The 24,768-nt window shown below is 71.6% G+C and carries 29 protein-coding genes and 1 pseudogene; 16 read left to right on the top strand and 14 right to left on the bottom strand.

What is annotated here, in order from left to right:
- Positions 1-472 (bottom strand): annotated as a pseudogene (locus tag QMK24_RS22490) (hypothetical protein); the annotation flags it as partial.
- A 289-nt stretch (positions 473-761) separates the two neighbouring features.
- Between QMK24_RS22490 and QMK24_RS22485 the strand changes: the two are divergent.
- From QMK24_RS22485 to QMK24_RS22470, 4 genes are all read left to right on the top strand, one after another.
- The gene (locus QMK24_RS22485; RefSeq protein WP_198359187.1) at positions 762-1,154 is read left to right on the top strand and encodes a hypothetical protein; all 393 of its coding nucleotides are present in this window, start codon (positions 762-764) and stop codon (positions 1,152-1,154) included.
- Between the two features lie 113 nt (positions 1,155-1,267).
- Positions 1,268-1,531: a hypothetical protein gene (locus tag QMK24_RS22480; protein ID WP_198359186.1), complete on the top strand. Its 264-nt coding sequence runs from the start codon at positions 1,268-1,270 to the stop codon at positions 1,529-1,531.
- Positions 1,528-1,926, top strand: a complete 399-nt coding sequence (locus QMK24_RS22475) for a PIN domain-containing protein (protein ID WP_198359185.1) — start codon at positions 1,528-1,530, stop codon at positions 1,924-1,926. The genes QMK24_RS22480 and QMK24_RS22475 overlap by 4 nt, the downstream gene beginning before the upstream one ends.
- A 94-nt stretch (positions 1,927-2,020) precedes the next feature.
- Complete coding sequence (locus tag QMK24_RS22470) at positions 2,021-2,386, top strand: hypothetical protein (RefSeq protein ID WP_283468409.1); 366 nt, start codon at positions 2,021-2,023, stop codon at positions 2,384-2,386.
- Positions 2,387-2,451: 65 nt separating this feature from the next.
- On the opposite strand, the gene QMK24_RS22465 is transcribed toward QMK24_RS22470, so the two are convergent.
- From QMK24_RS22465 to QMK24_RS22425, 9 genes are all read right to left on the bottom strand, one after another.
- Positions 2,452-3,114 carry a recombinase family protein gene (locus tag QMK24_RS22465; RefSeq protein WP_198359183.1) on the bottom strand — a complete coding sequence of 221 codons (663 nt, stop codon included), beginning with the start codon at positions 3,112-3,114 and terminating at the stop codon, positions 2,452-2,454.
- Between the two features lie 159 nt (positions 3,115-3,273).
- Positions 3,274-3,882: a type II toxin-antitoxin system Phd/YefM family antitoxin gene (locus QMK24_RS22460; RefSeq protein WP_283468408.1), complete on the bottom strand. Its 609-nt coding sequence runs from the start codon at positions 3,880-3,882 to the stop codon at positions 3,274-3,276.
- 58 nt (positions 3,883-3,940) lie between these two features.
- Positions 3,941-4,207: a hypothetical protein gene (locus tag QMK24_RS22455; RefSeq protein ID WP_283468407.1), complete on the bottom strand. Its 267-nt coding sequence runs from the start codon at positions 4,205-4,207 to the stop codon at positions 3,941-3,943.
- Complete coding sequence (locus QMK24_RS22450; protein ID WP_283468406.1) at positions 4,204-4,503, bottom strand: hypothetical protein; 300 nt, start codon at positions 4,501-4,503, stop codon at positions 4,204-4,206. Before QMK24_RS22450 ends, QMK24_RS22455 begins: the two co-directional genes overlap by 4 nt.
- A 36-nt stretch (positions 4,504-4,539) precedes the next feature.
- Positions 4,540-4,944 carry a hypothetical protein gene (locus QMK24_RS22445; protein ID WP_283468405.1) on the bottom strand — a complete coding sequence of 135 codons (405 nt, stop codon included), beginning with the start codon at positions 4,942-4,944 and terminating at the stop codon, positions 4,540-4,542.
- A gap of 118 nt (positions 4,945-5,062) precedes the next feature.
- A complete protein-coding gene (locus QMK24_RS22440; protein WP_283468468.1) occupies positions 5,063-5,359 on the bottom strand; it encodes a RapZ C-terminal domain-containing protein in 297 nt (98 codons plus the stop codon).
- Between the two features lie 384 nt (positions 5,360-5,743).
- Positions 5,744-6,469, bottom strand: coding sequence for a hypothetical protein (locus QMK24_RS22435; protein WP_283468404.1), 726 nt, complete (start codon positions 6,467-6,469; stop codon positions 5,744-5,746).
- A gap of 99 nt (positions 6,470-6,568) precedes the next feature.
- Entirely contained in the window at positions 6,569-8,254 is a 1,686-nt protein-coding gene (locus QMK24_RS22430; protein WP_283468403.1) for a hypothetical protein, read from the bottom strand.
- Positions 8,255-8,626: 372 nt separating this feature from the next.
- Positions 8,627-8,953 carry a hypothetical protein gene (locus QMK24_RS22425; RefSeq protein ID WP_283468402.1) on the bottom strand — a complete coding sequence of 109 codons (327 nt, stop codon included), beginning with the start codon at positions 8,951-8,953 and terminating at the stop codon, positions 8,627-8,629.
- A gap of 191 nt (positions 8,954-9,144) precedes the next feature.
- On the opposite strand from QMK24_RS22425, the gene QMK24_RS22420 reads away from it, so the two are divergent.
- Positions 9,145-10,113 (top strand): recombinase family protein, encoded by a 969-nt coding sequence (locus QMK24_RS22420; protein WP_283456305.1) that lies wholly within the window; start codon positions 9,145-9,147, stop codon positions 10,111-10,113.
- Positions 10,114-10,138: 25 nt separating this feature from the next.
- On the top strand, positions 10,139-10,579 hold the full coding sequence (locus QMK24_RS22415; RefSeq protein WP_283456307.1) for a hypothetical protein: 441 nt from the start codon (positions 10,139-10,141) through the stop codon (positions 10,577-10,579).
- A 72-nt stretch (positions 10,580-10,651) separates the two neighbouring features.
- Here the strand turns inward: QMK24_RS22415 and QMK24_RS22410 are convergent, their stop codons facing one another.
- Positions 10,652-11,821 carry a hypothetical protein gene (locus QMK24_RS22410; protein ID WP_283456309.1) on the bottom strand — a complete coding sequence of 390 codons (1,170 nt, stop codon included), beginning with the start codon at positions 11,819-11,821 and terminating at the stop codon, positions 10,652-10,654.
- 329 nt (positions 11,822-12,150) lie between these two features.
- Between QMK24_RS22410 and QMK24_RS22405 the strand changes: the two genes are divergently transcribed.
- From QMK24_RS22405 to QMK24_RS22360, 10 genes are all read left to right on the top strand, one after another.
- Positions 12,151-13,008 (top strand): sugar phosphate isomerase/epimerase family protein, encoded by an 858-nt coding sequence (locus tag QMK24_RS22405; RefSeq protein WP_283456311.1) that lies wholly within the window; start codon positions 12,151-12,153, stop codon positions 13,006-13,008.
- Positions 13,005-13,940 (top strand): Gfo/Idh/MocA family oxidoreductase, encoded by a 936-nt coding sequence (locus QMK24_RS22400; RefSeq protein ID WP_283456313.1) that lies wholly within the window; start codon positions 13,005-13,007, stop codon positions 13,938-13,940. The genes QMK24_RS22405 and QMK24_RS22400 overlap by 4 nt, the downstream gene beginning before the upstream one ends.
- Complete coding sequence (locus tag QMK24_RS22395; RefSeq protein WP_283456315.1) at positions 13,888-15,114, top strand: methionine adenosyltransferase; 1,227 nt, start codon at positions 13,888-13,890, stop codon at positions 15,112-15,114. The genes QMK24_RS22400 and QMK24_RS22395 overlap by 53 nt, the downstream gene beginning before the upstream one ends.
- On the top strand, positions 15,111-15,989 hold the full coding sequence (locus tag QMK24_RS22390; protein ID WP_283456319.1) for a phosphoenolpyruvate carboxykinase (ATP): 879 nt from the start codon (positions 15,111-15,113) through the stop codon (positions 15,987-15,989). Before QMK24_RS22395 ends, QMK24_RS22390 begins: the two co-directional genes overlap by 4 nt.
- On the top strand, positions 15,986-17,035 hold the full coding sequence (locus QMK24_RS22385; protein ID WP_283456320.1) for a glycosyltransferase family protein: 1,050 nt from the start codon (positions 15,986-15,988) through the stop codon (positions 17,033-17,035). Before QMK24_RS22390 ends, QMK24_RS22385 begins: the two co-directional genes overlap by 4 nt.
- Positions 17,035-17,763 (top strand): coenzyme F420-0:L-glutamate ligase, encoded by a 729-nt coding sequence (locus QMK24_RS22380; protein WP_283456322.1) that lies wholly within the window; start codon positions 17,035-17,037, stop codon positions 17,761-17,763. The genes QMK24_RS22385 and QMK24_RS22380 overlap by 1 nt, the downstream gene beginning before the upstream one ends.
- Positions 17,760-18,521 (top strand): NAD-dependent epimerase/dehydratase family protein, encoded by a 762-nt coding sequence (locus QMK24_RS22375; RefSeq protein ID WP_283456324.1) that lies wholly within the window; start codon positions 17,760-17,762, stop codon positions 18,519-18,521. The genes QMK24_RS22380 and QMK24_RS22375 overlap by 4 nt, the downstream gene beginning before the upstream one ends.
- A gap of 14 nt (positions 18,522-18,535) precedes the next feature.
- Complete coding sequence (locus QMK24_RS22370; RefSeq protein WP_283456325.1) at positions 18,536-19,360, top strand: shikimate dehydrogenase; 825 nt, start codon at positions 18,536-18,538, stop codon at positions 19,358-19,360.
- A gap of 132 nt (positions 19,361-19,492) precedes the next feature.
- The gene (locus QMK24_RS22365; RefSeq protein WP_283456327.1) at positions 19,493-19,750 is read left to right on the top strand and encodes a Thoeris anti-defense Tad2 family protein; all 258 of its coding nucleotides are present in this window, start codon (positions 19,493-19,495) and stop codon (positions 19,748-19,750) included.
- Positions 19,747-19,947: a hypothetical protein gene (locus QMK24_RS22360; RefSeq protein ID WP_283456329.1), complete on the top strand. Its 201-nt coding sequence runs from the start codon at positions 19,747-19,749 to the stop codon at positions 19,945-19,947. Before QMK24_RS22365 ends, QMK24_RS22360 begins: the two co-directional genes overlap by 4 nt.
- A gap of 114 nt (positions 19,948-20,061) precedes the next feature.
- Here the strand turns inward: QMK24_RS22360 and QMK24_RS22355 are convergent, their stop codons facing one another.
- From QMK24_RS22355 to QMK24_RS22345, 3 genes are all read right to left on the bottom strand, one after another.
- Positions 20,062-20,277, bottom strand: a complete 216-nt coding sequence (locus QMK24_RS22355) for a helix-turn-helix domain-containing protein (protein ID WP_283456332.1) — start codon at positions 20,275-20,277, stop codon at positions 20,062-20,064.
- Between the two features lie 112 nt (positions 20,278-20,389).
- Positions 20,390-21,136 (bottom strand): hypothetical protein, encoded by a 747-nt coding sequence (locus QMK24_RS22350; protein WP_283468400.1) that lies wholly within the window; start codon positions 21,134-21,136, stop codon positions 20,390-20,392.
- A gap of 333 nt (positions 21,137-21,469) precedes the next feature.
- Complete coding sequence (locus QMK24_RS22345) at positions 21,470-24,535, bottom strand: Tn3 family transposase (RefSeq protein ID WP_283468398.1); 3,066 nt, start codon at positions 24,533-24,535, stop codon at positions 21,470-21,472.
- Between the last annotated feature and the right edge of the window lie 233 nt (positions 24,536-24,768).

Genomic DNA, 24,768 nt, shown 5'->3' with positions numbered 1-24,768 from the left:
ACCGGCACGAGCGCGCCATATCCCCGCTGATCTGCCCGTACTGCACGCCCATGGAGCACACCAGACCCGGACGTGTGGCCACGTCAGACCGAGGGCGGGCCGCCGGCGCAGCGGTGTGCGCTACCCGGGGCCGGACCGCACGCGGCGTTGGATGCCGCCGCCGCTGCGATTGGCGAGCGGGCTCTACCGCCGCGGTGTAGACCGGCACCACGACCTCCACCCTCCGCACCGCCGCCGGGCGCACCGACGGAACCGACGCTGCCGACGGCGGGGGAGTGGTGGGACCGGCGACGAGCGCCAGTTCCGGCCCGATCCCGTCCGCCGCCGGCAGCAACTCCGGCACCGGCGCCGCCGAGGTCGTCGGCCGTACGGACCCGGCAGGCCGGGGCGCCACGGACGGCCCGACGGTGGCACAGCCACCCGTCATCAGCACCACCACGGCGACTGCCACCGCCCGGACACTCAAGATCATGACGCCACTGTGCCCGACGCCGACCCGCCGTCGACACCCGCCAGGCCGGGCACCACCCACACGAGCGACACGGCCGTATTCTCCGCGTGCGCACGCCAACCGACGGCACCTTGCCACCCGCCCGACGTCAGGCTTCTGTGAGTGAACCCCCTCGCCGCCGCCCGCTACCGTTCTTCCCGGCACCGTACCCAGGGCACGGCGCCGGTGACGGCGCCCGTGCACGGGCCGAGACGGCGAGTGCTTCCGTACGCCGGTGACGTCGGCACCGGCCAGGCGTACACCGGAACATATGAAGGGCAAGACGAAGCTGCTCGCCCCCACGCAGGACAGGTGCGACCTGTGCGGCCGGCTGATCGACCCGAACACCGCCCGGTACGGCGCGGCACGTGACTCCTCCGTCATCCACAACCGCGATCCGCAGATGGACGGCAAACGACTCCTCATCGCCTGCGATGCGGAGCACATGACGACCCTGTGGAATCAGTACCAGCAACGCCCGTACTCCGAGCCGGAACTGTGGGCCGGAAAGATGCAGCGAGTGCTTCGGGACCACCGGCGCGGGCTCGACCAGGCAGCCATGGAACGCGCCACGGGCCTGACGGCCGAGCAGATCACTGCCGCTTTCCTATGGAACAACGCCCGCGCCCTCGCGGGAACCTTCCGGCCCCCTGACCCGACCTGATCATTCCCACCGGCCCGCCCCACGAGCCGACGCCCCTCAGCCTCAATCAGCCCCGTCCGGCAGCGGGTGCGGCGATCGGTACCGTCTTCGGTATTCGGTTGTATTCTCGACGTATGGCAGACACCACGATCAAGATTGACGAAGAAGTCCGCAACCACCTGCGGACGGTCGCTGACGAACGCGGCATAAGCGTTCGGGCCCTGGCAGAGAGGGCCTTGCTGGACCTGCCCACCGAGGCCGACCGCGCCGAGCGGGCCGCCCGGGGCCTGGCCTACGTCCGCGCCCACCTGCGCCCCGACCTCACCGACGACGACGTCACCAGCGCCGAGCAGTGGTTCGACGCCATCGTCGCCGGCACCGTGGGAGAGATTCGTTGATCATCCTGGATCACACCGCCGTGCTGGCACTGGCCCGAGGCCACCGCAGGCTCTCCGGCATCGCAGCCGGCCCGGACGCCGAAGGTCGGCCGCGGGCCTACGTGCCCGCGCTCTGCCTGATCGCGGCCGGCGTCGAAGAGCCCGGACCGCAGTTCACCGCCCACGTCGGCGCGCTGCCCGGCCTGGACTTCCTGCCCCTGGACTTCCCCGCAGCCGTGGCCGTCGAGCAGATCACCGCCGACGGGATCGCCTGGCAGCACGCCCACGCCGTCCACGCCGCCAGCGCCTCCCCCCACACACCCGGCAGCTCCGCGATCCTCACCGCCACCCCCCACGCATACGGCACCACCGGCCTGCGCATCGTGGACATCGGCGCAGGCCGCGACGACCACTAACCGGACATTGCCGATATGAGTCCGCGTACTCATGACGGCTGTCAGCGCCCCCTGGCACGCTGAGGGCAACCACCATTAAGCGAGGGAGCCTCCCATGAGTGACGTCCAGAGCGCTGACAGCGCGGGTGGCCACCGCTTCGCGCGCCTGTTCGGCACCGCGACAGGCAAGGCCCTGCACCCGCTGTTCCGGCTGGTAGAACCGCTGATACGACGCGGATACACCACGTACGCAATCGTGATCGTGAGCCTGATCGTGTGCGCCGTCACCACAGCGGCGGGCTACGGCCTGGCGGCGCTCGCCCCCACGCTGCCGGCACCACTGACGCCGCCGACACTCCTTCTCGGTGCCGTCCTGGCCATCGCCGGTAAGCTCGGCATCGGCGCTCTCGCCATCACCCTCCCCTTCTGGGCGGTAGGCGGCGCACTGCACAAGGACCGCACGGACCGCACCACCGCGTGACGATTGGCCCTCCTGCCGCCCCCGGCGCTCAAGGATCGCCCGCTCTGCCTTAAGTTCCGCAGAAATCACCTCCCAGCCTCTCCGAGTTGGCGCGGCAGACGACTGCGACGGAGCTCCTTGAGCTCCGGAATGTGGTTATACAGCGTCCCTACCGACACGCCGAGAAGCTTCGCGATGGTGGTCACGCTGTTCTCCGGATTGGGCAGCATGTCCCGGGCGGCACGGATCAACTCCGCATTCACGACGGACGGGCGACCGCCGGTACGGCCGCGGGCGCGGGCGGCGGCCAGGCCCTCATGGGTGCCGGCCACGATGAGCTCGCGGATGAACTCAGCCAGTGCGGCGAAGACGTGGAAGATGAGCCGGCCGCCCGGGGTGGTGGTGTCGAGCAGCTCATGCAGGGACTGGAAGCCGATCTCTCGCGTCCGCAGCTCGGCCACCATGTTGACGAGATCCTGTAGCGACCGGCCGTAGCGGTCCAGACTCGGCACGACCAACGTGTCACCGGGCTGTAGGAAGGCATGACACGCCTTCAGCTCCGGCCGGAGATCGTTCCGCCCGGACTTCTTATCCGCGAAGACCCTGCGGCACCCGGCGCCCATCAGCGCGTCGTACTGCCGGTCCAGATTCTGCGCGCCCGTCGAGACCCGCGCGTACCCGATACGGATCTCAGTGAGTTTCGCGGGTGAGGCCGCGAGAAGGTCGGCAGGCTCCAGGGGCGGATTCATGCCCCAGATCCTCTCAGAAAACGGGGGTTGGGCGGTTGTTGACGACCGAGGTATTTGAAGGAGTTTTTGAAGGCGTGTCGCCCTCTTTCGACCCCGCCCGGCGGATCCTCAACAAACGATGGTTTTTTGACGTCGAACAAGCACGGCGGGGTGGAGCCCTCATCGTTCGTCGGCGTCCGGGTCACCGGGGATGTGCACGGGGCCGTCGTACTCGGTGCGGGCCAGGGTGGTGCCCTCGGCGTCGAGCAGGTGCAGCACGTTGTTGGCGCCGAGGTCCTGCCAGTCGTAGCGGTGCCGGGCGGTGTTGCGGAACCGCGCGCTGTCGGGGCTGGGGCGGCGGGGGTCGTCCTCGTACCACGCCTCGACCATCCACGACCGGTAGTCCGGGCGCAGTTGCTCGACCAGGCCGCGGAGCTCGCGCCGGGGGCGGGGGACCTGGTCGGTCTCCCGGAAGTACAGCGGGTCGTCACTGGCGGGGTCGCCCTGGTAGCGGACCACCGCGGCGACGGGGTGGACGATGCCGCTCCCCCATTCCTCGCGGCGGGTGCGCTGCTCGTCGGCGGCGGCCTGGCGGCGGACCTGCTCGGCCTGGTGGCGTTGGTGGGCCTGCCACAGCTCGGCGGCCTCGGGCGGCAACAGCGCTGCGAGCGGGCTGCCGTGCCGGGTGATCACCGTGCCCTCGCCTCCGGCGGCGGCGGCCAGCAACTCCGGCAGACGTGCCCGGGTCTCACGGACTCCGCACTCCTGCAGGGGAACCGTTGTGTACACAACTCGGGAAGCGGAACTGTCGCTACCGGCGGTTTCCGCTCGGATGTTCCTCACCACATCAAGGCCCTGCGATCAGCCAGAGGATCAGGGCGGCGTCGAGGTCCTGGGAGTAGCGGTACACGATGCTGATCCCTCGGCCTCCGGTCTGCTCGGGAAGCAGCTCGACGACGTACGACTCGCTGCGCGGGTCGGCGTCCGGGAGGCCGCGGCCCTGCTCGGCGTCACCTTCGAGCGCTCGACGAACGGACTCGACGGCGGCCTGCTCGGACCGGCTGAGCTCGGCGCGGGCCTTGGCGGCCGCGTCGGAGTAGAAGACGTGGGTCACTGGGCGCCGGCCTCCGTGAGCTTCTGCCGGAGCTCGGCCTCGACGTCGTCCGTCGAGCGGGCGAGCGCGGCCATGCCCTGCGGGTCGTAGCGGAGCAGGACCCGGTGCCGGTACGCCTGGGTGAGCTCGCGCACCTTCGTCAGGTCGTCGAGGTCGGCGGCGTCGAGCTCCTCCTCGAACCGCTGGCGGTCGCCGGGGAAGCCCCACGTCGACAACGCCTCGCGCAGCTCGGCGAGCGTGCCCATGGGCGGGGTGAAGCCGGGCCTGGCGGCCTGGTGGTCGGGCTGTGCAGTCACGGTGACCTCCTCGTCGCTGGTATCGACGCTACTCGTCTACCGCCCGGACGCGGTACGGCCCGACGGAATCCGCAGGCCCTGGTACCCGGGGCCGAGGCCGCGCCGCTCGCGGCGGCGCCGGATCGGGGTGGGCGGTTCGACGGGCTGCTCCTGGTGCTCGTCCTCGTCGGGGCCGGCGGTGTGCTCGCCGGGCGGGAGGCCGAGGCGTTCACGGAGCTGGGCCAGCTGCTGGCCGATGGTGAGCATCGTCGCCGCGGCGTTGGGGTGCGCGGCCGCCAGGGCGAGCGCGGTGGTCTCCATCGACTCGACCGCGTCCTCGACGGCGGCCGCGCTCCAGCTGGCCGGAGTGCTGGCGGCGTCGTGCAGCTCGCACGCGGCATCGGCCAGGGCCTCGGCCCGCTCGGCGACACCCGGCGCCGCGGTGGTGGGCAACAGGTCCATGGCCTACTCAACGACGGTGACGGTCGGATGGCTTCTCCCCTATATAGAGGAAGGCCCCGGCGGCGGGCAGCATCGGCCGGACGTCGCCCGCGCCGCCGGGGCGCTGGCCCAGTCTCCCCTACGCGGCGGCCTCGCCCGCGCCGGCGGGCAGTAGCTCCTCGTCGAGGTCGCGGTGCACCGCCTGGACGCGGAGCTCGTCGAGGTGGTCCATGTGCGCGGCGGCCCGGGAGGCAAGTACAGGTGCACGGTGCCGGCCTCCCCCGCACCCGACCGCGATGGTCACGGTGGTGTCGTCGTCGGCCTGGGCGAGCAGCTGGTACGCCGCGGTGACGATCGCGGCGAGCAGGGCCTGGGCGCCGGGGGTGCGCATGACGGCCCGCTGTACGCGGGGGTCGCGGGCGTCGAGGTCGCGCAGGGTCGGGTCGAGTTACGGGTCGGTGAGGTGACGGGCGTCGAACATCAGGGCACAGCTCGGCCGAGGCTTGCTGTGCCCGTAGCCGAAGCTCACGATTCGCATCTGGGGCATGGCTCTACGGTCAGGCCAACTCGGCCCGGGAGCTACGGACTTCGCGGTGTTGCCCGTTGCCTCTTTCCGGGCCCTGGTGGCTGCGGGTTCGGCGGTAGCCCAGCGGGCGGGCGATCACGGACGCGAGAATGGGCCCCCTGTGTCGAGGTCAACTCAGGGGGCCCTCAATGGTGTTCTTGCTGTTCCAGCTGCTCGGGCGCAAGTGGACGTGGCGGGTGATCGGCACGTTCATGCTGTTCGCCCTGGTGGCGGGCTGCCTCCACAGCTGAGGCGTCAGGAGAGGCCGAAGTCTCCCGGGCGTCCGGCCGCGACGCGGGCGCCGGCCAGTTTGCCCTCGCTCGCGGCGACGGCCAGGGCGGCGGCCTGCTCGACCTCGGCGGCGTCGTGGCTGCCCGCGACGTCTCCGCCGAGGAGCAGGACCTGGCGGCCGTCGAGCACGGCCTTGACCCACCCGGCGGGCGGCCTGGGGAGCGTGCCCTGGTAGAACCGCTCTCCGGTCGGGGTCATCACGATGAGCTGCAGGTCGCGTCCGTGGGGCTGGAACACGGCGATCCACTCGGCGAGCGGCTCGGCGTCGAGCTCGGCGGTCACGAGCTGGAAGCCGTTCTCCAGCAGGGCCTGCATGAAGACGTTGCGCGGCTCGGACCCGTGGGTGCCGGAGTCGGTGTACGGCGTCATCACCATACGGGCGACGAGCACGGGCGTGCCCTCGACGATGCCCGCGACCATCGTCATGTCGAGTCCGTCCTCGGGCTGCACGAGCGCGGCCTCGGCCTCGGCGTTCAGCTCGATGATCCGCGACGGCGCACAGCGGTCGTGCACGAACCAGATGCCGCCGGCGCCCACGGGACCCCTGCCCAGCACCACGTTGACCGGCCCGGCGTCGAGCGGCTGCTGGCACTCGATGCACGTGCCCTCGGTGATGCCGCGGGCCTGCACGGCCATCTGCGTGCCGAGGGCCTGCTCGACCTCCGGGCTCATCCGTACGGCCAGCGTCATGGCCTGCTCCCCTCCGTTGTGCCGGTGACCTGGTGGTTCCGGGCGTCCGTTCACCGTACCGGCGTGGTCCTGGTGCTCATCGCGTTCAGCGGGCTCCGGTCACCCTCGGCCGAGGGCCTTGCGGGCGGCCTTCTCCGCGCGGGCCATGGCCAGGGCGGCCCGGTGGGTGGCCTCGGCCGAGGCGAACGTCGGACGCTCGATGCGTTGGCGCTCGGCCTGCTCCTCGATGTGGACGTCCTCCGGCTGTTGGGCCCAGCGGCGCGGTTCGGCCGGGGCGGAACCGCGGAGCTCCGGCTGCTCGAACCGGTGCAGGCCCCAGCGCTCGCGCCGGTCGGCACGCTCGGCCAGGCGCTGCTCGACCCGGGCGGCCTCGCGCTGCCGGTCCAGCTCACGGGCCTGCTCGACGCGGGCCCGCATCCGTGCCCGCTGCTCGGACGTCGCCTCGTCCCACGCTTCGACGTGCGCGGCGACCTTGACCTCGCGGCGGCGGCCGTAGCCGTGGGCGTTCTTCCGGTCGTTGATGAGCCGCCACAGGCGCCAGGCGGCCAGGCGGCCCATGTTCTCGGCCTGGAACGTGATCTCGCCCCACTCGTTGCGCCGGACGATGTTGCCGGTGAGCAGCTCGACGAGCTCGGACTCGGTCGACCGGCGCAGGGCGATGGTGACCGTGTGGTGCAGGTCAGACCACGAATCTCCCGTGATCGACCGGCTGAGCTCCTCCGGAGTGCCGGAAGGCAAGAACACCACCCCACGGCCGAGTTGGGCCCTCCAGGAGTGCCACACGCGGCGCATAACGCTCCTGGCAACGGCGCTGACGTCATCCCCGAACGCCTGGCCAGTCCTCTTTCCAGTCGCCGCCGAAGGCGTCGTTTCTGCCTTTTCCATCCCTTCCGACCAGATCAGCCCACTACTACCGGTAGATGAAGAACCAACTAGTTGTGTGAACCCCTTCGCGTATAGAGGAGACGCTTTGCCATTAACCCCAAGTGCCATCAGGCGGTGGACTCGGGCGGTCATCTCGGCGGCGCGGTCGCGGTCGCGGTCGGCGACCGCGATGCAGCGGAGGTCCGGGGCCGGGGCGGGCTTCGCCACGGCGGGGGCCACCAGGGCGGCCGTGGGCTCCTCTACGGGCTCCCAGCCGGGCCAGGCGTCGGCCTCGGCGGCGTCGGCGTGAGAGGCACGCTGCCACTCGGTCCGGATCGTCTGGGCGACGGCGGCGGCCGGGCTGTCGGCCGGGTGCTCCCAGCGCGGGGCGGCGGCCAGCTCGGTGATGAGCTGCTGGGTCTCCTGGTTCTCTCCGCGTACGACGAACGGCTCGACGGCCGGGGCCGGGCGGGCCGCCAGGCGGCCGAGGGAGGCGTCCTCGTACGGGTCCTCTGCCTCGGGGAGGTCCCAGACACGCAGCTCGCGCATGAGGTCCTCGGGGAGGTCGGAGGGGATAGCATCCTCGCGCAGGCACAGCGCGTACACCGCGCGGCGGCCGGGCGCCGGCTTCTGGACCTGCTCCGCGAACCCGAGGCGGTACAGGCCCTTGAGGTCGTCCCAGTACCGGTCCGTGCCGACCTCGTACACGTACGCGTAGCGCTCCGACAGAGCGACTCCCCCGTCCACCTGCGCGGTGCCGTACCGGCCCTCTACGCGGCCGGTCATGGGGTCGAGGCGCTGGGAGTTGAGGAACTTCGCCAGGCGGAACTTCGTCTCGGGGAGGATTCCGCGGTACCGCGCGATCTCCGCGATCCGGTACCAGGTGGTGAGCCTGAGCACGGGGGCCCGCAGGACAAGCACGGGGCTTTCCTGGGTACCTGCATCCGTACGCGACACGCCGGGCACGGCCAATTCGGTGGACACACCGGCACTTGGGCGCACTGGGCTGACACCGCAGCTGTCCGCTACGATGGGGACACCACCTTCTGGGGTCTACAAAGCAACAAAAACGGGACCCGCCTACAGGGGGCCTAGGGCATATAGGACCGGAAAACCGGCCCTGACCTGGTCTTTTGTGGGTTTTAGGTGGCCTCCTGGTTCTTCGTGGCGGTCGAGTTGGCGCTCAACACCACGCGGGGTCGGGATGGGTGGCTGATGTGGGAGTCAGCCGGGTGATTAGTTGTTCAGTGAAACGATTGGGACCTCTCCCGGGGGCGGGATTCGAGGTCCCCCCTAGACAAGTAAGGCCCTGGCTCCGTTGGAGCCAGGGTCTTCTGCTTGTCCGGGGTCTCTGTGCTGCTCCCGCTGCTGGGTAAGCAGCTTCTGGTGCAGCTCTGCCAGGGCCTCCCGGAGCACCTGCGCCCCGGACACGCCCAGCTTCTTGACGAGCTCCTCGTAGTGAACACGAGCGTCCTCGCCGGGCTTGAGCACGACGGTCGCGCGCATGTCCCGACCCCGGTTGAACTCCGTGGTCTTGGCCCGGTTCTCGTATAGCTGACGCTGCCCGACAAGTAGCGCAGGGTAGTCGCCGCTACGTTCAGTGGTGATGCCAGTCGGCATGGTCGAATGGGGAGTGGGGGCGGAATCGGCCGTTTACGCCCCCGACCGTCGATCCATTGGCGAGAGGCGAACATACCGGGGCATTTCGGGGTGTCGATCCAATCCGCTCCACTCCACATTTGCGCCTCCCCATTCCGCCCCCTTACTGTCGCGTTCCGGCTCCCGCCGGGACGACAAAAAGGGGAGAGTGTGTGACAGACCGTCTGTATCTGCGGCATTCAACTGACAAGCAGACCAATGCCCGTCAACTTCACACTCTGGATAGTCTGCTCAAGTCCGGCGCACGTAAGTACGAGGACCCGGCCACCTCGTCCCGCGTCTACGCGATCAACCGGTCCGGGTTCTGTCGGCTGCTCGATGAGGCGGCGGTCGGCGACACCATTCGTATCGCGGATGCCGCGCGGCTGTTCCGCTCGACCAAGGACGTCATCCAGATCCGGGAAGTCCTCCAGCGGCGCGGTCTGCACCTGTACATCGCCGCCGGCGCGTGGTCCGGCTTCGACCTGGCGGCCGACGACCCGCAGACCAAGCTGTTCGTGACGATGCTTGCCGGGGTCCTGGAGTTCCAGCGCGACATGATCTCGGAGAACACCAAGGAGGGCGTGGCCGCCGCCGAAGCCTCCGGCAAGACCCTCGGCCGCCCGGCGTCTCTCGATGAGGAGGAGACGGCCAAGGTCATCGAGGCTTATGGGGAAGGCGCCGCGGTCAAGGCGCTGGCACGGCAGTTCGGCGTCGCGCCCAAGACGATCCGCCGCGTCTTGGACGCCGCCGGCGCCCGTGACCTCGCGGGCGCCGGCGAGCCGCAGGAGGGTACCGTCGACGCCGGGCAGGACAAGCCCGAGCCCAGCACCACGGTGGTCCTCGACATGCCCGGCCTGCTCGCCGACCTCCTCCAGGACACCCGGGACACCGCCGTCCGCGAGGCACTGCACAGAGGCCGCACCATCCGCCGGGGACAGGGCTACTCGGTGCGCGTCACCGCACCGCTCGCGCTCCACCAGGCCGCGCTGAAGCAGTGCGCCGCCCTCGCCGGCGGCGGGGCCCCGGCCGGGCGGAAGGCGTACCGCGCTTATGCCGACCGGATCACCGCGGTCACTCCCGGGGTCGACTCCGTCGCCCGTCACGTCGCCGCCCAGGATCCGGCCGCCCGTAGACGGTGACCCGCTTCCCGGTACGCTCACGGCCATGCCGTCCCATGCCAGCGATCCGCGTCATCAGCGCCTGGTCGCCGTCCTGCCGCCGCTGCTGGCCCGTACCTGCCCGCCGGACGGCGGCGGCTATGGCGGTGCCTACGAGTTGCGGCTGACCGGCCGCGAGGTGCGGGAGCTGGGCGGGCTGGATCTGCTGCGCTCCGCCCTTCGCGCGGCGGCCCGCTCGCAGGGCTGGACTCGGGTCGAGACGTACGGCACGGACACCGCGGTCGGGGAAGCGGTCGTCGGCGTCGTCGACCGGCGCGAGGCGCCCGGCGGGTTCGCCGAAGCGGTGGACCGGCACCGGCAGAAGCGGATGCGCACGGCCGTCGAGACGGTGGCGCGCAACAGGGCCGAGGGCACCCGGCGCACCGTGCCCGGCTCGGTGGTCCTGGCCGCCCAGGAGTTCCGGGCGGCGCTGGCCGACCTGGGCTGATCTGCGCGTCCTTCTCAGTAGAGCAGCGTCGGGGTCCCGGGCCCGGAAGCTTGTGGTCCGGCCTGAGCGGATTCACCTGCCCGTGTAGCGGGCGGTGTTGTCCAGGCGGGTGGTGAAGCCGCCGGTGGTGTCGCGGGTCAGCAGGAGCAGGGGTTCGGTGGCGGTCAGGTCGGTGGTGTCGGTGATGCCGCCGATCTTGCGGGTGGCGATGACGGCGATGAGGTCGCCGCCGGGGGCGAGGTTGTTGAGGTAGGCGGTGTTGCGCCGGCCGCGTTCTCCGTTGAGGAGGCATTTGGCGGCGCCGAGGACGCCGAGGGTCAGGCAGCCGCCGAGCAGGATGACGGTGGTGCCCTGGCCGAGGGTGAGGCGGGTGATGACGGTGAGGTCTGCCAGCAGCTCGCCCTCGGGTGCCCACAGGGGGGTGAGGCGGATGTCGCCGTGTCCGGGGAAGGTGATGGCGGCGTCCGGGGGCGGGGTGAAGCGGCAGGGCAGGTGCGGGCCGAAGTCGGCGTATGCGGTGTTGCGGTGCGGGGCGCCGAGCACGATCAGGCAGTCGGGTTCGGCGCTGTAGTACTCGCCGGGGTGGAAGTCGCGGATGGTGGCGGTGGGGAAGGTCTGGGCGAGTCGGACGCGTACGTAGAACAGGGCGTCGAGGTCGGCGAAGCCCGCGTAGCGGGCGTACAGCGGGTCGCCCGGGCGCTGTCGGTCGGTGCCCTTGGGGAGGGCGGAGCACACTACGTCGACGCGGGAGGTGGCGGTGACGCCGAAGAACCGGCCCGCCGTCTCGGACGCCCCGGTCGCGGTCGGGGCGGGTGCGTCGTCGGCCGGCGGGGGTGGTTCGGTGAGGTAGCTGCCGTCGGAGATGAGCAGGGCGAGGGTGTCCAGTGCCTGTCCGGCGTGGCGGCGCACCGTCTTGGCCGAGCAGCCCAGCACGCGGGCGAGGGATTCCTGCCGTTCGGTGAGGTGGGGCCAGGAGTGCTCGGGCAGCAGATTGAAGTCGGTGGCCGTGTAGCGGCGCTCGTGCGGGGATAAGGCGTCGATCGCCCTTCGCAGGGCCGCGACCAGGCGCGTGGTCTCGCTGCCTGCGCGGGACAGCGGCGGCTGGCGGGCCAGCAGCAGCGCCCGGAGCTGGTCGCTGAGGGCCGTCACGGCCCCGGGGTGGCCCAGGGCGGGGCCTTGGCGAAGCCGCAGCAGCTGGGCGCGTACGTCTTCGGGTGCGAGCCGGGGCGGGGGGACGGTCATGTGTCCAAGGGTTGTCCACCGGGCGGGATCTGTCCCGGTTTTGGGGCAGCGGACGGGATGTCTGCCCGGCCCGGGCCACGGCGACGATGGCCCGGCGCCCGCTTGATGTGGATGCGGGCCTGGTGCACCACGACGACAAGGGAGATCTGGTCATGCCGCAGCCTCCGCCCCCTCCGCCGCCCCCGCCTCCGCCGCCGCCGGTTGAGGTGCCGCCCCCGCCCCCGACGGGCAGGTAGCCGGGCCCCGGCCCGGCCGTGCCTCTCGCGGCCCCGGCGGACATGTCCGCCGGGGCCGCTGCCTTATCCGTTTCACCGAAGGAGAGATGGACCGTGGACGTACGCCCGGCCTCCGCGCTGGTACTCAATCCCGATGAGCTCGGCCCCGATCCGGCGGTGGGCATGGACCTTGCGGTGAAGCTGGGGATCGGGCAGCTGGAGATCCGCTCGGCCGAGGGTGCCAACGCGCTGACGCTGCCCGACGAGAGGCTGCGGCACATCCGTGCTCTGGCCGACGAGCGGGGCCTGGCGGTGGCGGCGCTGGCTTCGCCGCTGTGGAAGTGGTGCCGGCCCGAAGCGCGGCCGGGACGGGTGGACAGCTTCGGCTTCCCCACCCAGGTCCCGCCGGATGAGCGTCTGGGCTGGATCGAGCGGGCCATCGAGGCCGCACGGATTCTGGGCGCCCCGGTGGTGCGGGTCTTCTCCCACCTGCGCGTCGAGCCGGAGCTGACCGAGCAGCTGCTCGGTGACCCGCTGCTGGCCAAGGCCCTGGATGTGGCGAACACCGCCGGGGTGCGGCTGCTGCTGGAGAACGAGCCGGTGTGCACCGTCGCGACGGCGGAGCCGCTGCTGGAGGTCCTGGAGCGGTACCACGGGCAGGGCCTGGGGCTGTGGCTGGACGTGGCCAACCTCCACGAGGTCGGCCAGGCCACACCCGAGGTGGTGCGCGCTCTGGCCCCGTACGTGGGCTACGTACACGTCAAGGACTACCGCCCCGACGGGACCGGCGGGCGCATCTTCTGCCCGGCGGGCACCGGGTGCGTGCCGTACGCCGAGGTTTTGCCGCTGCTGTCCGCCGCTTGCCCGGTGCTGCCGTACGCGCTGGAGACCCATGTGCGCGACACCCCCGCCGATGCGATCACCGCCGGGGCCGCGTTCCTGCGAGCGACGGTGGCCGGGGGCCCGGCGTGAAGCGGGTGCTGCTGATCGGGGCCGGGGAGGTCGGCGCCCAGCACCTCGCCGCCCTGGCCGCCTTGCCCGGGGTGGCGGTGGCCGCCGTCGCGGATCCCGCCCCGCGCGCTGTACTGCCGCCGGGCATCGCACTGTTCGCTTCCTGGCGGCAGGCGCTGGCCGCCATGTCCCCGGACCTGGTGGTGGTGGCCGCCCCGCCCGCCACCGCGCTCACCGCAGCACGCGACGCCGCCGTGTCCGGGGCCGTAGTGCTCGTGGAGAAGCCAGCCACCACCGACCCCGCCGCCCTGGCACCCCGACCGGGCGATGAGCGGATCTTCGTCGGCTTCCAGCCGCACTTCGCCCCCGGCCTGGACGGCCTGCTCGCCCGGCCGCCGGCCGTCGAGCGCGCGGAGGTGCTGCTGGCGGTGCGGCGCGATCCTGGCTACTTCCGCGACTGGCGCCGCACCTACGCGACGGCCGGCGGGGTGCTGCACCAGCAGGCCATCCACGGCCTGGCCCTGGCCCTGCGGCTGACGCCCGGCGATGTCGAGACGGTGGACGCCACGGTCGTCCACCGGCGGGCTCTGGCGGAGACCGAGGACCGCATCAGGGCCGACATCACCCTGGCGGGCGGGCGGGCGGTGCACGTGGACGCCCGCGTCGACCACCACGGCCCGCCCCGCCATCACCTCGTGCTCCACCTCGCTGATGGACGACGCCTGCATGTACGCGGCCGGAACCTCGAAGCCGGACTCGGCGCCGCCCGGGCCGCCCCGACGCACGAGGAGCTGCGGCACCTGATGTACGCGGCCGTGCTCGACGCCGCCGCCGAAGGACCCGTTCATCCCTGCCTGTTCCCACTGTCTGCGCTCAGGCGCCCGCTGGAGGTGATCGACCATGTCTACCGCGACGCGAGGGTTGTCCGGGCTGCGGACTCCGCTGCCGCATGAACTGGCCGTCGAGGTCGTCGAGCGCAAGGGCGTGGGCCATCCCGACACCCTCGCCGACGGCATCGCCGAGCTCGCCTCCATCCGCTACAGCCGGTACTGCCTGGAGACGGCCGGGGCGGTGCTGCACCACAACCTGGACAAGGTCGCCGTCCTGGGCGGCCGGGCCGCGTTCACCGACACCGGCGGCGTCTACGACCGGCCGCTGCGGGTGATCTTCGGCGGCCGGATCTCCACCTCCTTCGCCGGACGGCCGCTGCCGGTACGGGAGATCCTTGAGCAGGCCGCCGTCGACCATCTGCGCACGGTGCTGCCGGGCTTCGACCGGGTCCATTTGGAGATCCGGCACGAGAGCACCGACTCCTCCAAGTTCCCCCACTGGTTCGCCCCCCGGTCCCTGGAAGACCTTCCCGAGCGGCCCCGGGCGTTCTCCAACGACACGGCCTACCTCGTCGGCTCGGCGCCGCGTACGCCCGCGGAGACCCTCGCGCTGCTGGCCGAAGCCTGGTTTCGCCGTCACGCGTGGGCGGGCAGCGACATCAAGGCCCTCGTCGTGCGCCGCGGCGAGATGTGGACGGTCACGGTGTGCGTGCCCGCGCTCGCCGGGCACCTGTCCACCTCGGCCGAGTTCGACGACGCCGTCACCGCCTCGGCCCGCCAGCTGAGCGCTGAGCTCGAACAGCGGCTGCCGGGCCGGGTGGAGGTGGTGTGCAACACCCGGGGCAGCCGCACCGGCCCCCTCTCCGGGCAGTACTTCACGCTGTCCGGCTCCGCGATCGACTACGGCGAGGACGGCCTGGTCGGCCGGGGCAACGCCCGTACCGGGGTGATCAGCGGCGCCCACCTCGCGGGCAACGAGGCCACGTTCGGGAAGAACCCGGCCTACCACGTCGGCAAGGTCGGCGGCTGGCTCGCCGACACCGCGGCCGACATGGTCGCCGCCGAGTTCGGGCCGTGCCGGATCGGCCTGCTGTGGCGCAACGGCGCCCCCTACGACCAGCCCGCTTCCATCGAGGTCACCACCGGCAAGGAGGCTGCGGCAGCCGAGGCCGAGAAGCTGGTGCGGGCGGCGCTGGCCCGTACCGACTGGCTTGATGACCTGCTGTCCGGCCGGTACCTGCCCCGCATCACACCCGTCGAGCAGCTGCTGGCCGACCTCGAAATGATGGCCGGATGAGCACACACCGGATCGGCACGGGCCACGTCTGCGCCGTCGTCGTGCTGCCCGACGGGCTGGACACCGCGGCCGCTGAGGCTGCGGGCCGGGCCCTGCCCGGCGGCTGGCACATGGAAGCGTCCGCCGCCGGTGTGGAGAGGGCGGCCGTCGAGATCACCGTCGGGGCGGCGGGCATCACCGCCGACGAGCACACCGTCCGCGTACGCCTGCCCCCCTCCGCCGCCGGCTCGGACACGTTGGCGTACGTCACCTATACCGCGCTGGAACGGGCCCGCCAGCAGCAGCACATGGTCACCGTGCACGCCACCGCCCTGTACGCCCCCGGCGGGCGGGCGGTGCTGCTGCTGGGCGCGAAGGGGGCGGGCAAGACCAGTACCGCCCTGGCCCTCGCCGAGCGGGGCTGGGTCCATGCCGGTGACGACCTGGTCGTCCTCGAAGGCGACGGCGAGGCCGTGGTGGTGTGGCCGGGCAAGCCCACCGCCGCGATCCGCGACCCGGACCGACCGCTCGCCCCCAAGCCCCAGCGCGGACTTGAGCCCTTCGCTACCGGCCCGGCCCGGCTGGGGCGGATCGTGCGCATGGCCGTCCACCCGAGCTTGACCACGGCGTCGCTGACGCCCGCGGTGCCGCTGTCGGTGAACGAGCGGCTGCGGCTGCACGAGAACCTGGCCCGCTACATCTCCGGCCTGCCCACCCCTCTCACGGGTGTGGATGCGGCGCCGTACGGGCCGGTGTGGCCGCTGGACACCGCTGCCCTGGCCCGCTGGCGAACCAGCCTGATCACCGCGCTGGAGAACCACCGGTTCGACTACCTGTACGCCCCCGGGGCCGAGGCCGCCGCCGACCTGCTCGCCGAGGAGGCCGCCGCCTCATGAGCGTTGCCGTGATCCTGCCCAGCCGCAACGAGCCGGCCACCATCGCCGCCGTCACCACCGCGGTGGACGCCGCCCTCGGCGACGAACAGGCGGTCATCATCCACGCCGACACCTCCGACACCCCGGACACCACCCGTCGCTTCACCGCCACGCCGACCCGGGCCCGCAAGGTCGCCCTGACGGGGCTGGTGCGGGGCAAGGGAGCCCAGATCCTGGCCGCCGCCCGCCGGCCGGAGACCACCGGCGCCCAGGCGGTGCTGATCGCCGACACCGATACCCGAAACCCCGATCCGGCCGTCTACCGCGCCCTGCTGGAGCGCGTACGGTCCGGCGCGGCCCTGGCGATCGCCGACTACCCGCGCCACTGGGACGAGGCCAACCTCACCAACCACCTCGCCCGGCCGCTGATCGCCGCCGCCACCGGCCACGACGTGCCCCAGCCGCTGGCCGGAGACCTCGCCCTCTCCCGTGAGGTGCTGGCCGCCGCCCTGCGGGCTGCCGACACCCTGCCCACAGAGCTGTCGGCGTGCGTGGACGGCTACGGCATCGACGCCTTCCTGCTGCTGACCGCCGCCCGCTTCGGCCCCCTCGCCTCCGTCCGGCTCGATGAGGCCAAGCGGCACGCCGGGTCCTTCCCCCACTTGCCGGACATCTACCACCAGGCCGTCCCGGTGCTGCTGCACCTGACCGCCGTATGGAACCCGCCGCCCGCCCGTGGGCTCCACGCGGCGGTGTACCGGGCCGCCGACCGTGTGCTTGAACCCGGCCGTCTCCAGGCCATGCTGACCACGCTGGACGGCCTCGCCCCACCCCTGGGCGGATACGATGAACGTCCCTGGCCGCTGCCCGCCGCGGACGCCTGGCACGCCGTCAACTCCGGCATCCCGGCATCCGAGGCGGCCCGCCAGCTGTGGCCGCACTATCTGCTCCGCGTCCGCGACTGGCTCACCAGCGGACAGGACGCCACCACGGCGCAGCGGGCCCGAAAACTCGCCGCCGCGCACGCCCGCCTGCACACCGCCCTCACCCCGCCAGGAGCTTCGTGATGACCGCCGCCTCCACCTCCGGCTTCTCCGCCTTCGCCCTGGAGCCCTTCCCGGAACTCCACCCCGGCGACGACCTGGCCGGCGCCATCACCGACGTGATCACCCGCACCGGCACCGGCCTGCACCACGGGGACATCGTGGTGGTGGCCTCCAAGGTCGTGTCCATCGCGGAGAAGCGGTACGTCGACCTCGCCGGCGTCACGCCCTCGCCCCAGGCGGTGGAGATCTCGGCCCAGACCGGAAAGCCGGCCGAGATCGTCCAGCTCATCCTCGACAACTCCACCGAGCACTTCCTGGCCACCGAGCGCGGCCCGATCATCGCCCGGCACACCCTGGGCTACCAGCTCACCTCGGCCGGGATCGACCGCGCCGGCAGCGAGGGCGCCTGGCTGCTGCCCGTGGACCCTGACGCCTCCGCCCGCGCCCTGCGCGACGCCCTGATCACGTACACCGGCGCCGACATCGCCGTGGTCATCGCGGACTCCGACGGCCGCGCCGACCGGCGCGGGGCAACCGTCATCTCCATCGGCGCCGCCGGCATCAGCCCGCTGAGGGTCACCGAGCACGACGGCAAGCGGCAGGAAGAGACCTTCACCGACCTGATCACCGCAGCCGCCGGGATCATCCTGGGCCAGCGCGGCCGCGGCGCCCCCGTCGCCGTCCTGCGCGGCATCAACTACACCGCGAGCGACGACGGTGTGGCCGCGATGCTCCACCACCGGCCGTGACCTGGCTGATCACCGGCGCCAGCGGGGAGATAGGCACCCGCCTCGCCGCCGAGTTCGCCGCCCACGGCATCGCGCTGCGGCTGCTCGACCGCCGCCCACCGGCTGCCGGGCCGCCCGCGGGCGCCGAGTTCGTCCAGGCCGACCTGCGCGACCAGGACGCGGCCGAGAAGGCCGCCGCCGGGATATCCGCGCTCATCCACCTCGCGGGCGTCACCCACGAGGGGCCCTTCGCCGAGATGGTGGAGCACAACATCACCGCCACCCACCACATTCTGGAGGCGGCCCGCCGCCAGCAGGTGCCACGCGTGGTGCTGGCCAGCAGCCACCACGTCACCGGCATGAACCCCACCGGCGGGCCGCCGGAGAAGGCGCCGCTGGCGCCGGACAGCTTCTACGCCGTCAGCAAGACCGCCATGGAGGCCCTCGGCCACCTCTACGCCCACAAAGGCAACATGGAGGTCGTCGCCGTACGCATCGGCAGCTACCGCACCCATCCCAGCGAACCCCGACACCGGGCGACCTGGCTCAGCCCCCGCGACGCCACCACCCTGCTCTACGCCGCCGCCACCCAGCCCCTGCCCAGCCCCTTCCTCACCGTGTACGCCACCTCCGGCAACACCGAACGCTGGTGGCCCCGCACCGGGTGGGACACCCTCGGCTACCAGAGCGCCGACAACGCCGGCCAGCACCCCGACCCCGGGCCGCTCACCGACCGCTTCACGGGCGGCTCCTTCGCAGACCACCAACTCCCCACGTAGGAATGGCCCCCGCGATGAAGCAGCTCGCCGTCCTCGGCTCGCCCATCGGACAGGCCCTCTCCCCGGTGCTGCACCACGCCGCCTACCGGGAGCTGGGCCTGGACTGGACGTACCGCGCCATCGACTGCACCCCTGACCAGCTGCCTTCCTTCCTCGCCTCGCTGGACGGGAGCTGGGCGGGGCTGTCGCTGACCATGCCCCTCAAACGCGCCGCGCTGCCCCTGCTCGATGAGGTCTCCGACACCGCGGTGGCCACCGGCACCGCCAACACCGTCACCGTCCGCGGCGGCCGGCTCCTCGGCGAGAACACCGACGTCGAGGGGATGCTCCAAGCCCTCCTTGACTGCGGGGTCACCCGGGTGGAATCGGCCTGCGTGCTCGGGGCGGGCGCGACCGCCGCCACCACCCTCGCCGTCCTGAACACGCTCGGCTGCACCGAGGTGACCGCCATCGCCCGCGACCCCGACCGGACCGGCGAACTGGCCGAAGCGGCCGAGCGCATCGCCATCGCCCTGCGCATCCGGCCGTGGAACGAGGCCGCCCGCAACCTGGACGCGGGCCTGGTCGTCTCCGCCCTCCCGCCCGCCGCCGCCGACCCCCTCGCGTCCCTGTGGCCCGCCGCCGGGAACACGCTGCTCGACGTGGTCTACCGGCCCTGGCCCACCCCGATCGCCCAGGCCGCCCGGCGGGCGGGCAGCCCCGTCATCGGCGGCCTGCCCATGCTCTGCCACCAAGCCGCCCGGCAAGTCGAACTCCAGACCGGCCACCACCCCGCGCCCCTGCCCGCGATGCGGGAGGCGGCCGAACGCGCCCTCCGTGAAGTGACGCCGGGCGCGTAGGGGAGACTGGACGGGCCCGGCGGCGTGCCAACGTCCGGCCGATGCTGCCGCCGCCGGGCACCTCCCGAACACCGCCACAGTCCTCACCGGAAGCCTGTTACGGCAGGTAAGCAACGCGTTACGCTCACCGGTATGGACTTCTCCGCGGCGCTGGAGCTGATGAAACACGAGGGCCGTCGCATGGCCCGCCGCAGCTGGATCCAAAGCGGCAAGTACGTGTACCTGGAGCCCGAATCGGCCTGTATCACCCCCGACAACCTGGACCGCGTCCTCGAAGCCCACCTGCGGTTCGTCACCGCGGGCAGCACCGTCCAGGCAGGGGTACAGCCCTCGCACGCCGGACTGCTCGCCGAGGACTGGTACGACATCGACGCCGAGACGCAAGGGTGACTGCGCGGCGGGAGCTGACCCGCACCCAGTGGACCGCCTTCCACTCGGCCTACCTGCGCTCGAACACCGCCGCCTGCCCCCAGTGCGCCACCTTGGGGGAGACGGTGCTCAAGCCGCTGGACCGGGTGGTGCGCTACGCGTGCGGGCACGAGCTGGCCCTTCCACCGAACACCGACCCGCTGACACGGCCGCGCTGACCGCGCCGCCGGCCGGTTCCCCGGCGTCCGCCCGTCTGCCGAACGGCCCTTGCTCACCCGGACGCCGGGCGCCGAGCAGCGGGGCACCGCCCTTTCGCCGATGGAGACCGGGAATCACTCTTCACCCGCCGGGCTCTGGGCGCCCCCGCGCGAGCGGAACACGACCCCGGCGTCGGCGAGGAGACGGTGGACCCCACCGTAGGAACGGCCGCTGGACTGGGCGAGCGCGCGGATCGAGGTACCCGCCTCGTACTGGGCCTTGAGCCCGGCGACGACCTCGTCACGCTCCGGGCCGGGCAGCAGACGGCGGGCCGGTGACTTCCTGGACATGAACGAATTCCTCCCACGAGAGCGCCAACCCCGCCATGATCACCCGATGTGGACGGCGGCGGCCACAGGTTCGACCGATCCCACCGCAGCCCGGCCCCTGGGGCCGGGGATGTCAGTGCACTCCGTGGCAGTTCGGATCGGTGCAGGCCCCCAGCTCGAAGGAGCGGTCCGCCGGCGGCGCGTCCTGCCACTGGGCCCGGATGGCCTGAAGCCTGGCCACGTCCGAGGCGATGTCCGGCAGATCCTCGCGCAGCCGCGTCGCCCACTGCTCGGTCAACGCCTTGCCGTTGACGTACAGCTCGCCGTCGACGCCGCCGACCGCGACCAGCACCCCGCGCTGCGAGGGGATCACCATCGCGCCGACCGCTTCGGAGACCTTGCCCTGCCGCACCAGGGCCTCGATCCCGGTCCGGGCCCTGGCCATCGCCGCCTCATCGACCGGCGGCATCGGGTCCGGGCCGCGCGGCGGCTCCAGCATCGTCACCCCGTCCTCGGGGCCGCCTTCCAGGCCGCGCCCGGCGGCCTGGTTGTTCTCGTAGAAGGTGACCATCTGCGCCAGGAACGGCATCTCGACGCGGAGCCGGTCGGCTGCCGACGGAGTCAGCCGCTCACCATTGGCCAGCAGCTGCCCGCTCTTGCCGACCGCGACCGAGAGCACCTTGCCGTCCGGGGTGAAGTGGTACTTCGTCTCCGCCCCCTCCTCCATCAGCCCGGCCGCCACCGCCCGGTCCCACGCCTCCCAGCGCTCCTTCATCGCAGCCTCGAACCACGGCGGTACGTCTGTATCGCTACCGGCCACGCGCCGGCGCTTGTCACGCCGGGCCTGCTTCGCCCGCTTTGCATCCCGTCCCACCGGCATCTCCTCGCCACTCAGCCCCCGCACCGACCAACGACCGACCCACGGGCAAGGTGCGAGAGGCACCACCGAACAGGCGAAAACCGTCCCGGCGGCAGGGAGGGGGAGCCACCGGGACGGTTCGGCATCGAGCGTAGAGCCGACGGGCTACACCGCCGCGGCGGACACCCGCACCGCCAGGGTCTTCTCGTCATCCGGATTCACCTCGACACAGAAGCCCGCGGCGGTCAGCGCCTCGCCGTACAGACCCAGCTCGGCCAGTGCCTCAAGTGGTCCTGCTATCCCTTCCGGCTGTATCTCGGCTGACCCTCCCGAGGGCTCCGCCGGGTCCTTCCCTCACCCGGCGGGCATCTGCTCGGCGGACCCCGCCTCACCCACCGCCTCGCCATCGGCGGCCGGGACCGGGCCCAGGTCCAGACGGCGCGTCATGTCCAGCTCGAATCGCCCGTACGGGTTCACATGCGTCCACCACAGCGGGGACAGAGCCCGGCGGTCGGCCTCGGTCAGCAGGTCGGCCCATTTCGGCTCGGCCAGGACCTGCTGCATCAACAGCGTGTTGACGTGGACGAGACTGCTCTGGAGGAGGTGGAGGGCCAGCATGGAGACCTCCTGGCTCTCCTTGTCATCGCCCGTCAGGTCGCCGTCCTTGCCATAGAAGAAGTCCGCGTTGGCCGAGTTCCAGTTCTCCACCACCTGCAGGCCCTCGTGGATCTCCTTGCGCATCTCCTCGTCGCTGAGGTAGTCACAGATGAACGCCGTGCGCACGACCCGCCCCAGTTCCTCGATGGCCTGATAGGTCGGGTGCTTGGGCCCGCCCTTGGTGAACCTGCGCAGCACCTGCTCGGCCTCGGCGGTGCCCAGCCGCAGGGCGGTGGTGTACTTCACGATCTGGTCATACTGCTGGGCGATCAGGTCCCAGTCGATGGTCTTCCCGGAGAGCACCGGCGCCAGCGTGGGCCAGTTCCCGTCCTCACCGGCGGCCGGCCGGTACAGCCGGGCGCGCCCGATGTTCTTCAGCCTCGGCATCAGCCGGAAGTCCAGCATGTGCGCGAACGCGAACCCCACGATCGAGGCGCCGTGGGTGTCGGTGTACTGCCGGTCGACCTCCATATCGGTGCAGTGCCGCAGCACGCCCTCGATCATCGAGGCGACCTCGGAGGCCGAACAGGACTTCAGCTGGGAGTAGATGCACACCGATTTCCGCTCCACGTGCCAATAAATCATCACCCCCGGTCCCCGGTACCGCTGGTGCCACTCCGTCATGAAGTTCGAGGACCACGCGCCGAACTTGCGGCTGTCCGAGGCACACGCCGTCCCGCTGCCCCACCACCCCTCCTCACGCACCGCGAAGGTCGCGTTGACCAGCTTCACCAGCGCGGCGCGCATATTGCCCCGGTTCACGAACAGGTGTCGCACCCGGCGCAGGGTGGCCTCCGACTCGCCGTGCCTGCCGGTCACCGCGACCCGCTTGATCCCCATGTTCGTGCCCAGTCCGAACAAAACTAGGAGCAGGCGTCGCCGCAGCACCTCGCGCGAGAGGTTCTCGCGGGTCGCCACCGTGGTGAACTCCGAGATGAAGTCGGTATCGAACTCGGCATATTTCAAGATGTCCAGGAGGTCGATGGTCCCCCATCGCCTCTGCACCTCGGTTTTGATCGCGGTCAGGTTCTCCGGCTCCTCCTGCTTGGGCCGCGGCGAGACCTTGATCCACCCCTCGCCGTTCCTCTTCACGATCGCCACGCCGCCGGTGGTGTCCTCCACCAGCGCCTTCTCCAGCCGGTCCAGGGCTTCGCGGTGCTTCTTCTTCAGCGCCGCGATGAACACCCCCGCGTCCAGGGGCTTCTGGATCGCGTCGTAGTGCACGTCCCGGTTCTCCTCGAAGTCCTGCGGCAGGTCGTCCTCCGGATTGCGCCACCGGTTCGCCCCCACCACCCATATCTCCCGGCGCCGCAGCGCGTCGCGCAGGGCCACCAGCACGCACAGCTCATACGGGATCCGCTCGACCCGTCCCTTGTCGTCGACCACCGCCGCCCGCCACTGGTCGGGCACCACCCCGTCCAAGGGAACCGTCTCGGCCGCGTCGAAGAACGCCCCCTCCTTCGCGATGGGCTGTTCCAGATACCGCTGGAGCAGGTCGATCGCGTCCATCACCGGCCGGTAGGCGGTGTTGTTGCACTTGAGCGTCAACGCCCGCAGCAGCGGCGTGAGCATCCTGCGCCAGTGCGAGGAATAGGCCGACCGCAGCACGGTACGCACCCGGGCCTTGTACTTCGCCTCGTTCGCCGCCGCCTCCGCCGCCAGCGCCTTGAGCGTCCTCTCACTGACCACCGGGAAGATCACAGAGCGGACCGTGCCCGACGGCTGGGCCAAGGACGCCTCGGCGACCCGCAGCATCATCGCCTCCTTGCCCCGCACCTTCTTCAGCTCGTCCGTCAGCTCCTTGTCGACCTTCCGCTCCGCCCTGGTGTTGATCTTCAGCACGAGCTGGGTGAACAGTTCCACCAGCGCATCGGTGATCTCGGTGTGCCGCACGTGGCACAACGCGGCCAGCAGCGTCAGGCGCATCGGCGGATGCATCCGCGCCATGTTCGCCGGGTACTCCTTCGAGGCCCGCGCCCGCCAGGCGTCCACCTGCTTCTCCGACACGTCCGCGAACAAGTCCGCCGGCATCTCCAGCCGGCGCACCCGCTGAAGCTTGTCGACCTCCGCGAACAAACTCTCCAGCCCCGGCGCCCCCGGGTCCGCCTTCAACTCGGTGAAGAACGACCGCCCGCCGCCCACGCTCCCCGCCTCCCCGGCCCCCTCCTCGCCCTCGCCCGGGTCGAGCAGGTCCTCCAGCCGGGAGCGGGTCGCATGCGAGAGCCGGTCCACGGTCCGGCGGCAGAACCGGGCATCGAAGTCCCGCGCCGCCTTCGCCACCAGCCGCCGCACCCTGGCAGGCGCGGGCGGCTCGATGCGGTCGTTGCGGCACCGCGCCACCACCGCCTCCGCCAGCCGGTCCCGGGACATCTCCACCCCGCACAGCTCCGCGCTCAGCCACTCGGCCAGGTTCTCCTGGTCTTGCTCGGTGGACTCCCGGAAGCCGAACGCCTCACGGATCTCCGCCCGGTGACGGGTAGCCGCCCGGCCCTGCCAGTCGTACGACGCCCACTCCTGCGCCGGCACCTTCACCTGCTGGGCCACATACGCCACCGCGGCGGCCGGAACCTCCTTGTCGGACTCCGGGAACCGGGCCTCGACCTCGAAGAACTTCAGCAGCATCGCGAAGCCCAACCGGTTCGCACCGGACTTGTTCCGCAGCTTCTTCGTATCGTCTTCGAGCAACGTCCAGACCTCGATCAGGTCCTCCGGCTCCCAGTCCTGCCGCACGCGCACTCCCTTGCCCAAGCCGATGATCGCCACATCATGGCGAGTACAGGTCAGACATCGGGGGGATTGCGCGGAACCGTGGCCAGACGGTTACGTTCTGCTACCTGTCGGGCAGCGTCAGCTATACGAGAACCGGGCCGTCTCGGCGGCCTGCCACGGCCGCCTGCTGGCGCCGGGCTGGCCACCCGCCTGACGGCGAAGTCGATCAACACGAACTGGCCCTGACGAAGATCGGTGGGCCGGTCCCATCCTGGCGGCTGACATGT

Source organism: Streptomyces sp. PH10-H1 (assembly GCF_030063355.1).
GTDB lineage: Bacteria > Actinomycetota > Actinomycetes > Streptomycetales > Streptomycetaceae > Actinacidiphila.
This window is presented reverse-complemented; position numbering and strand designations above follow the sequence as displayed.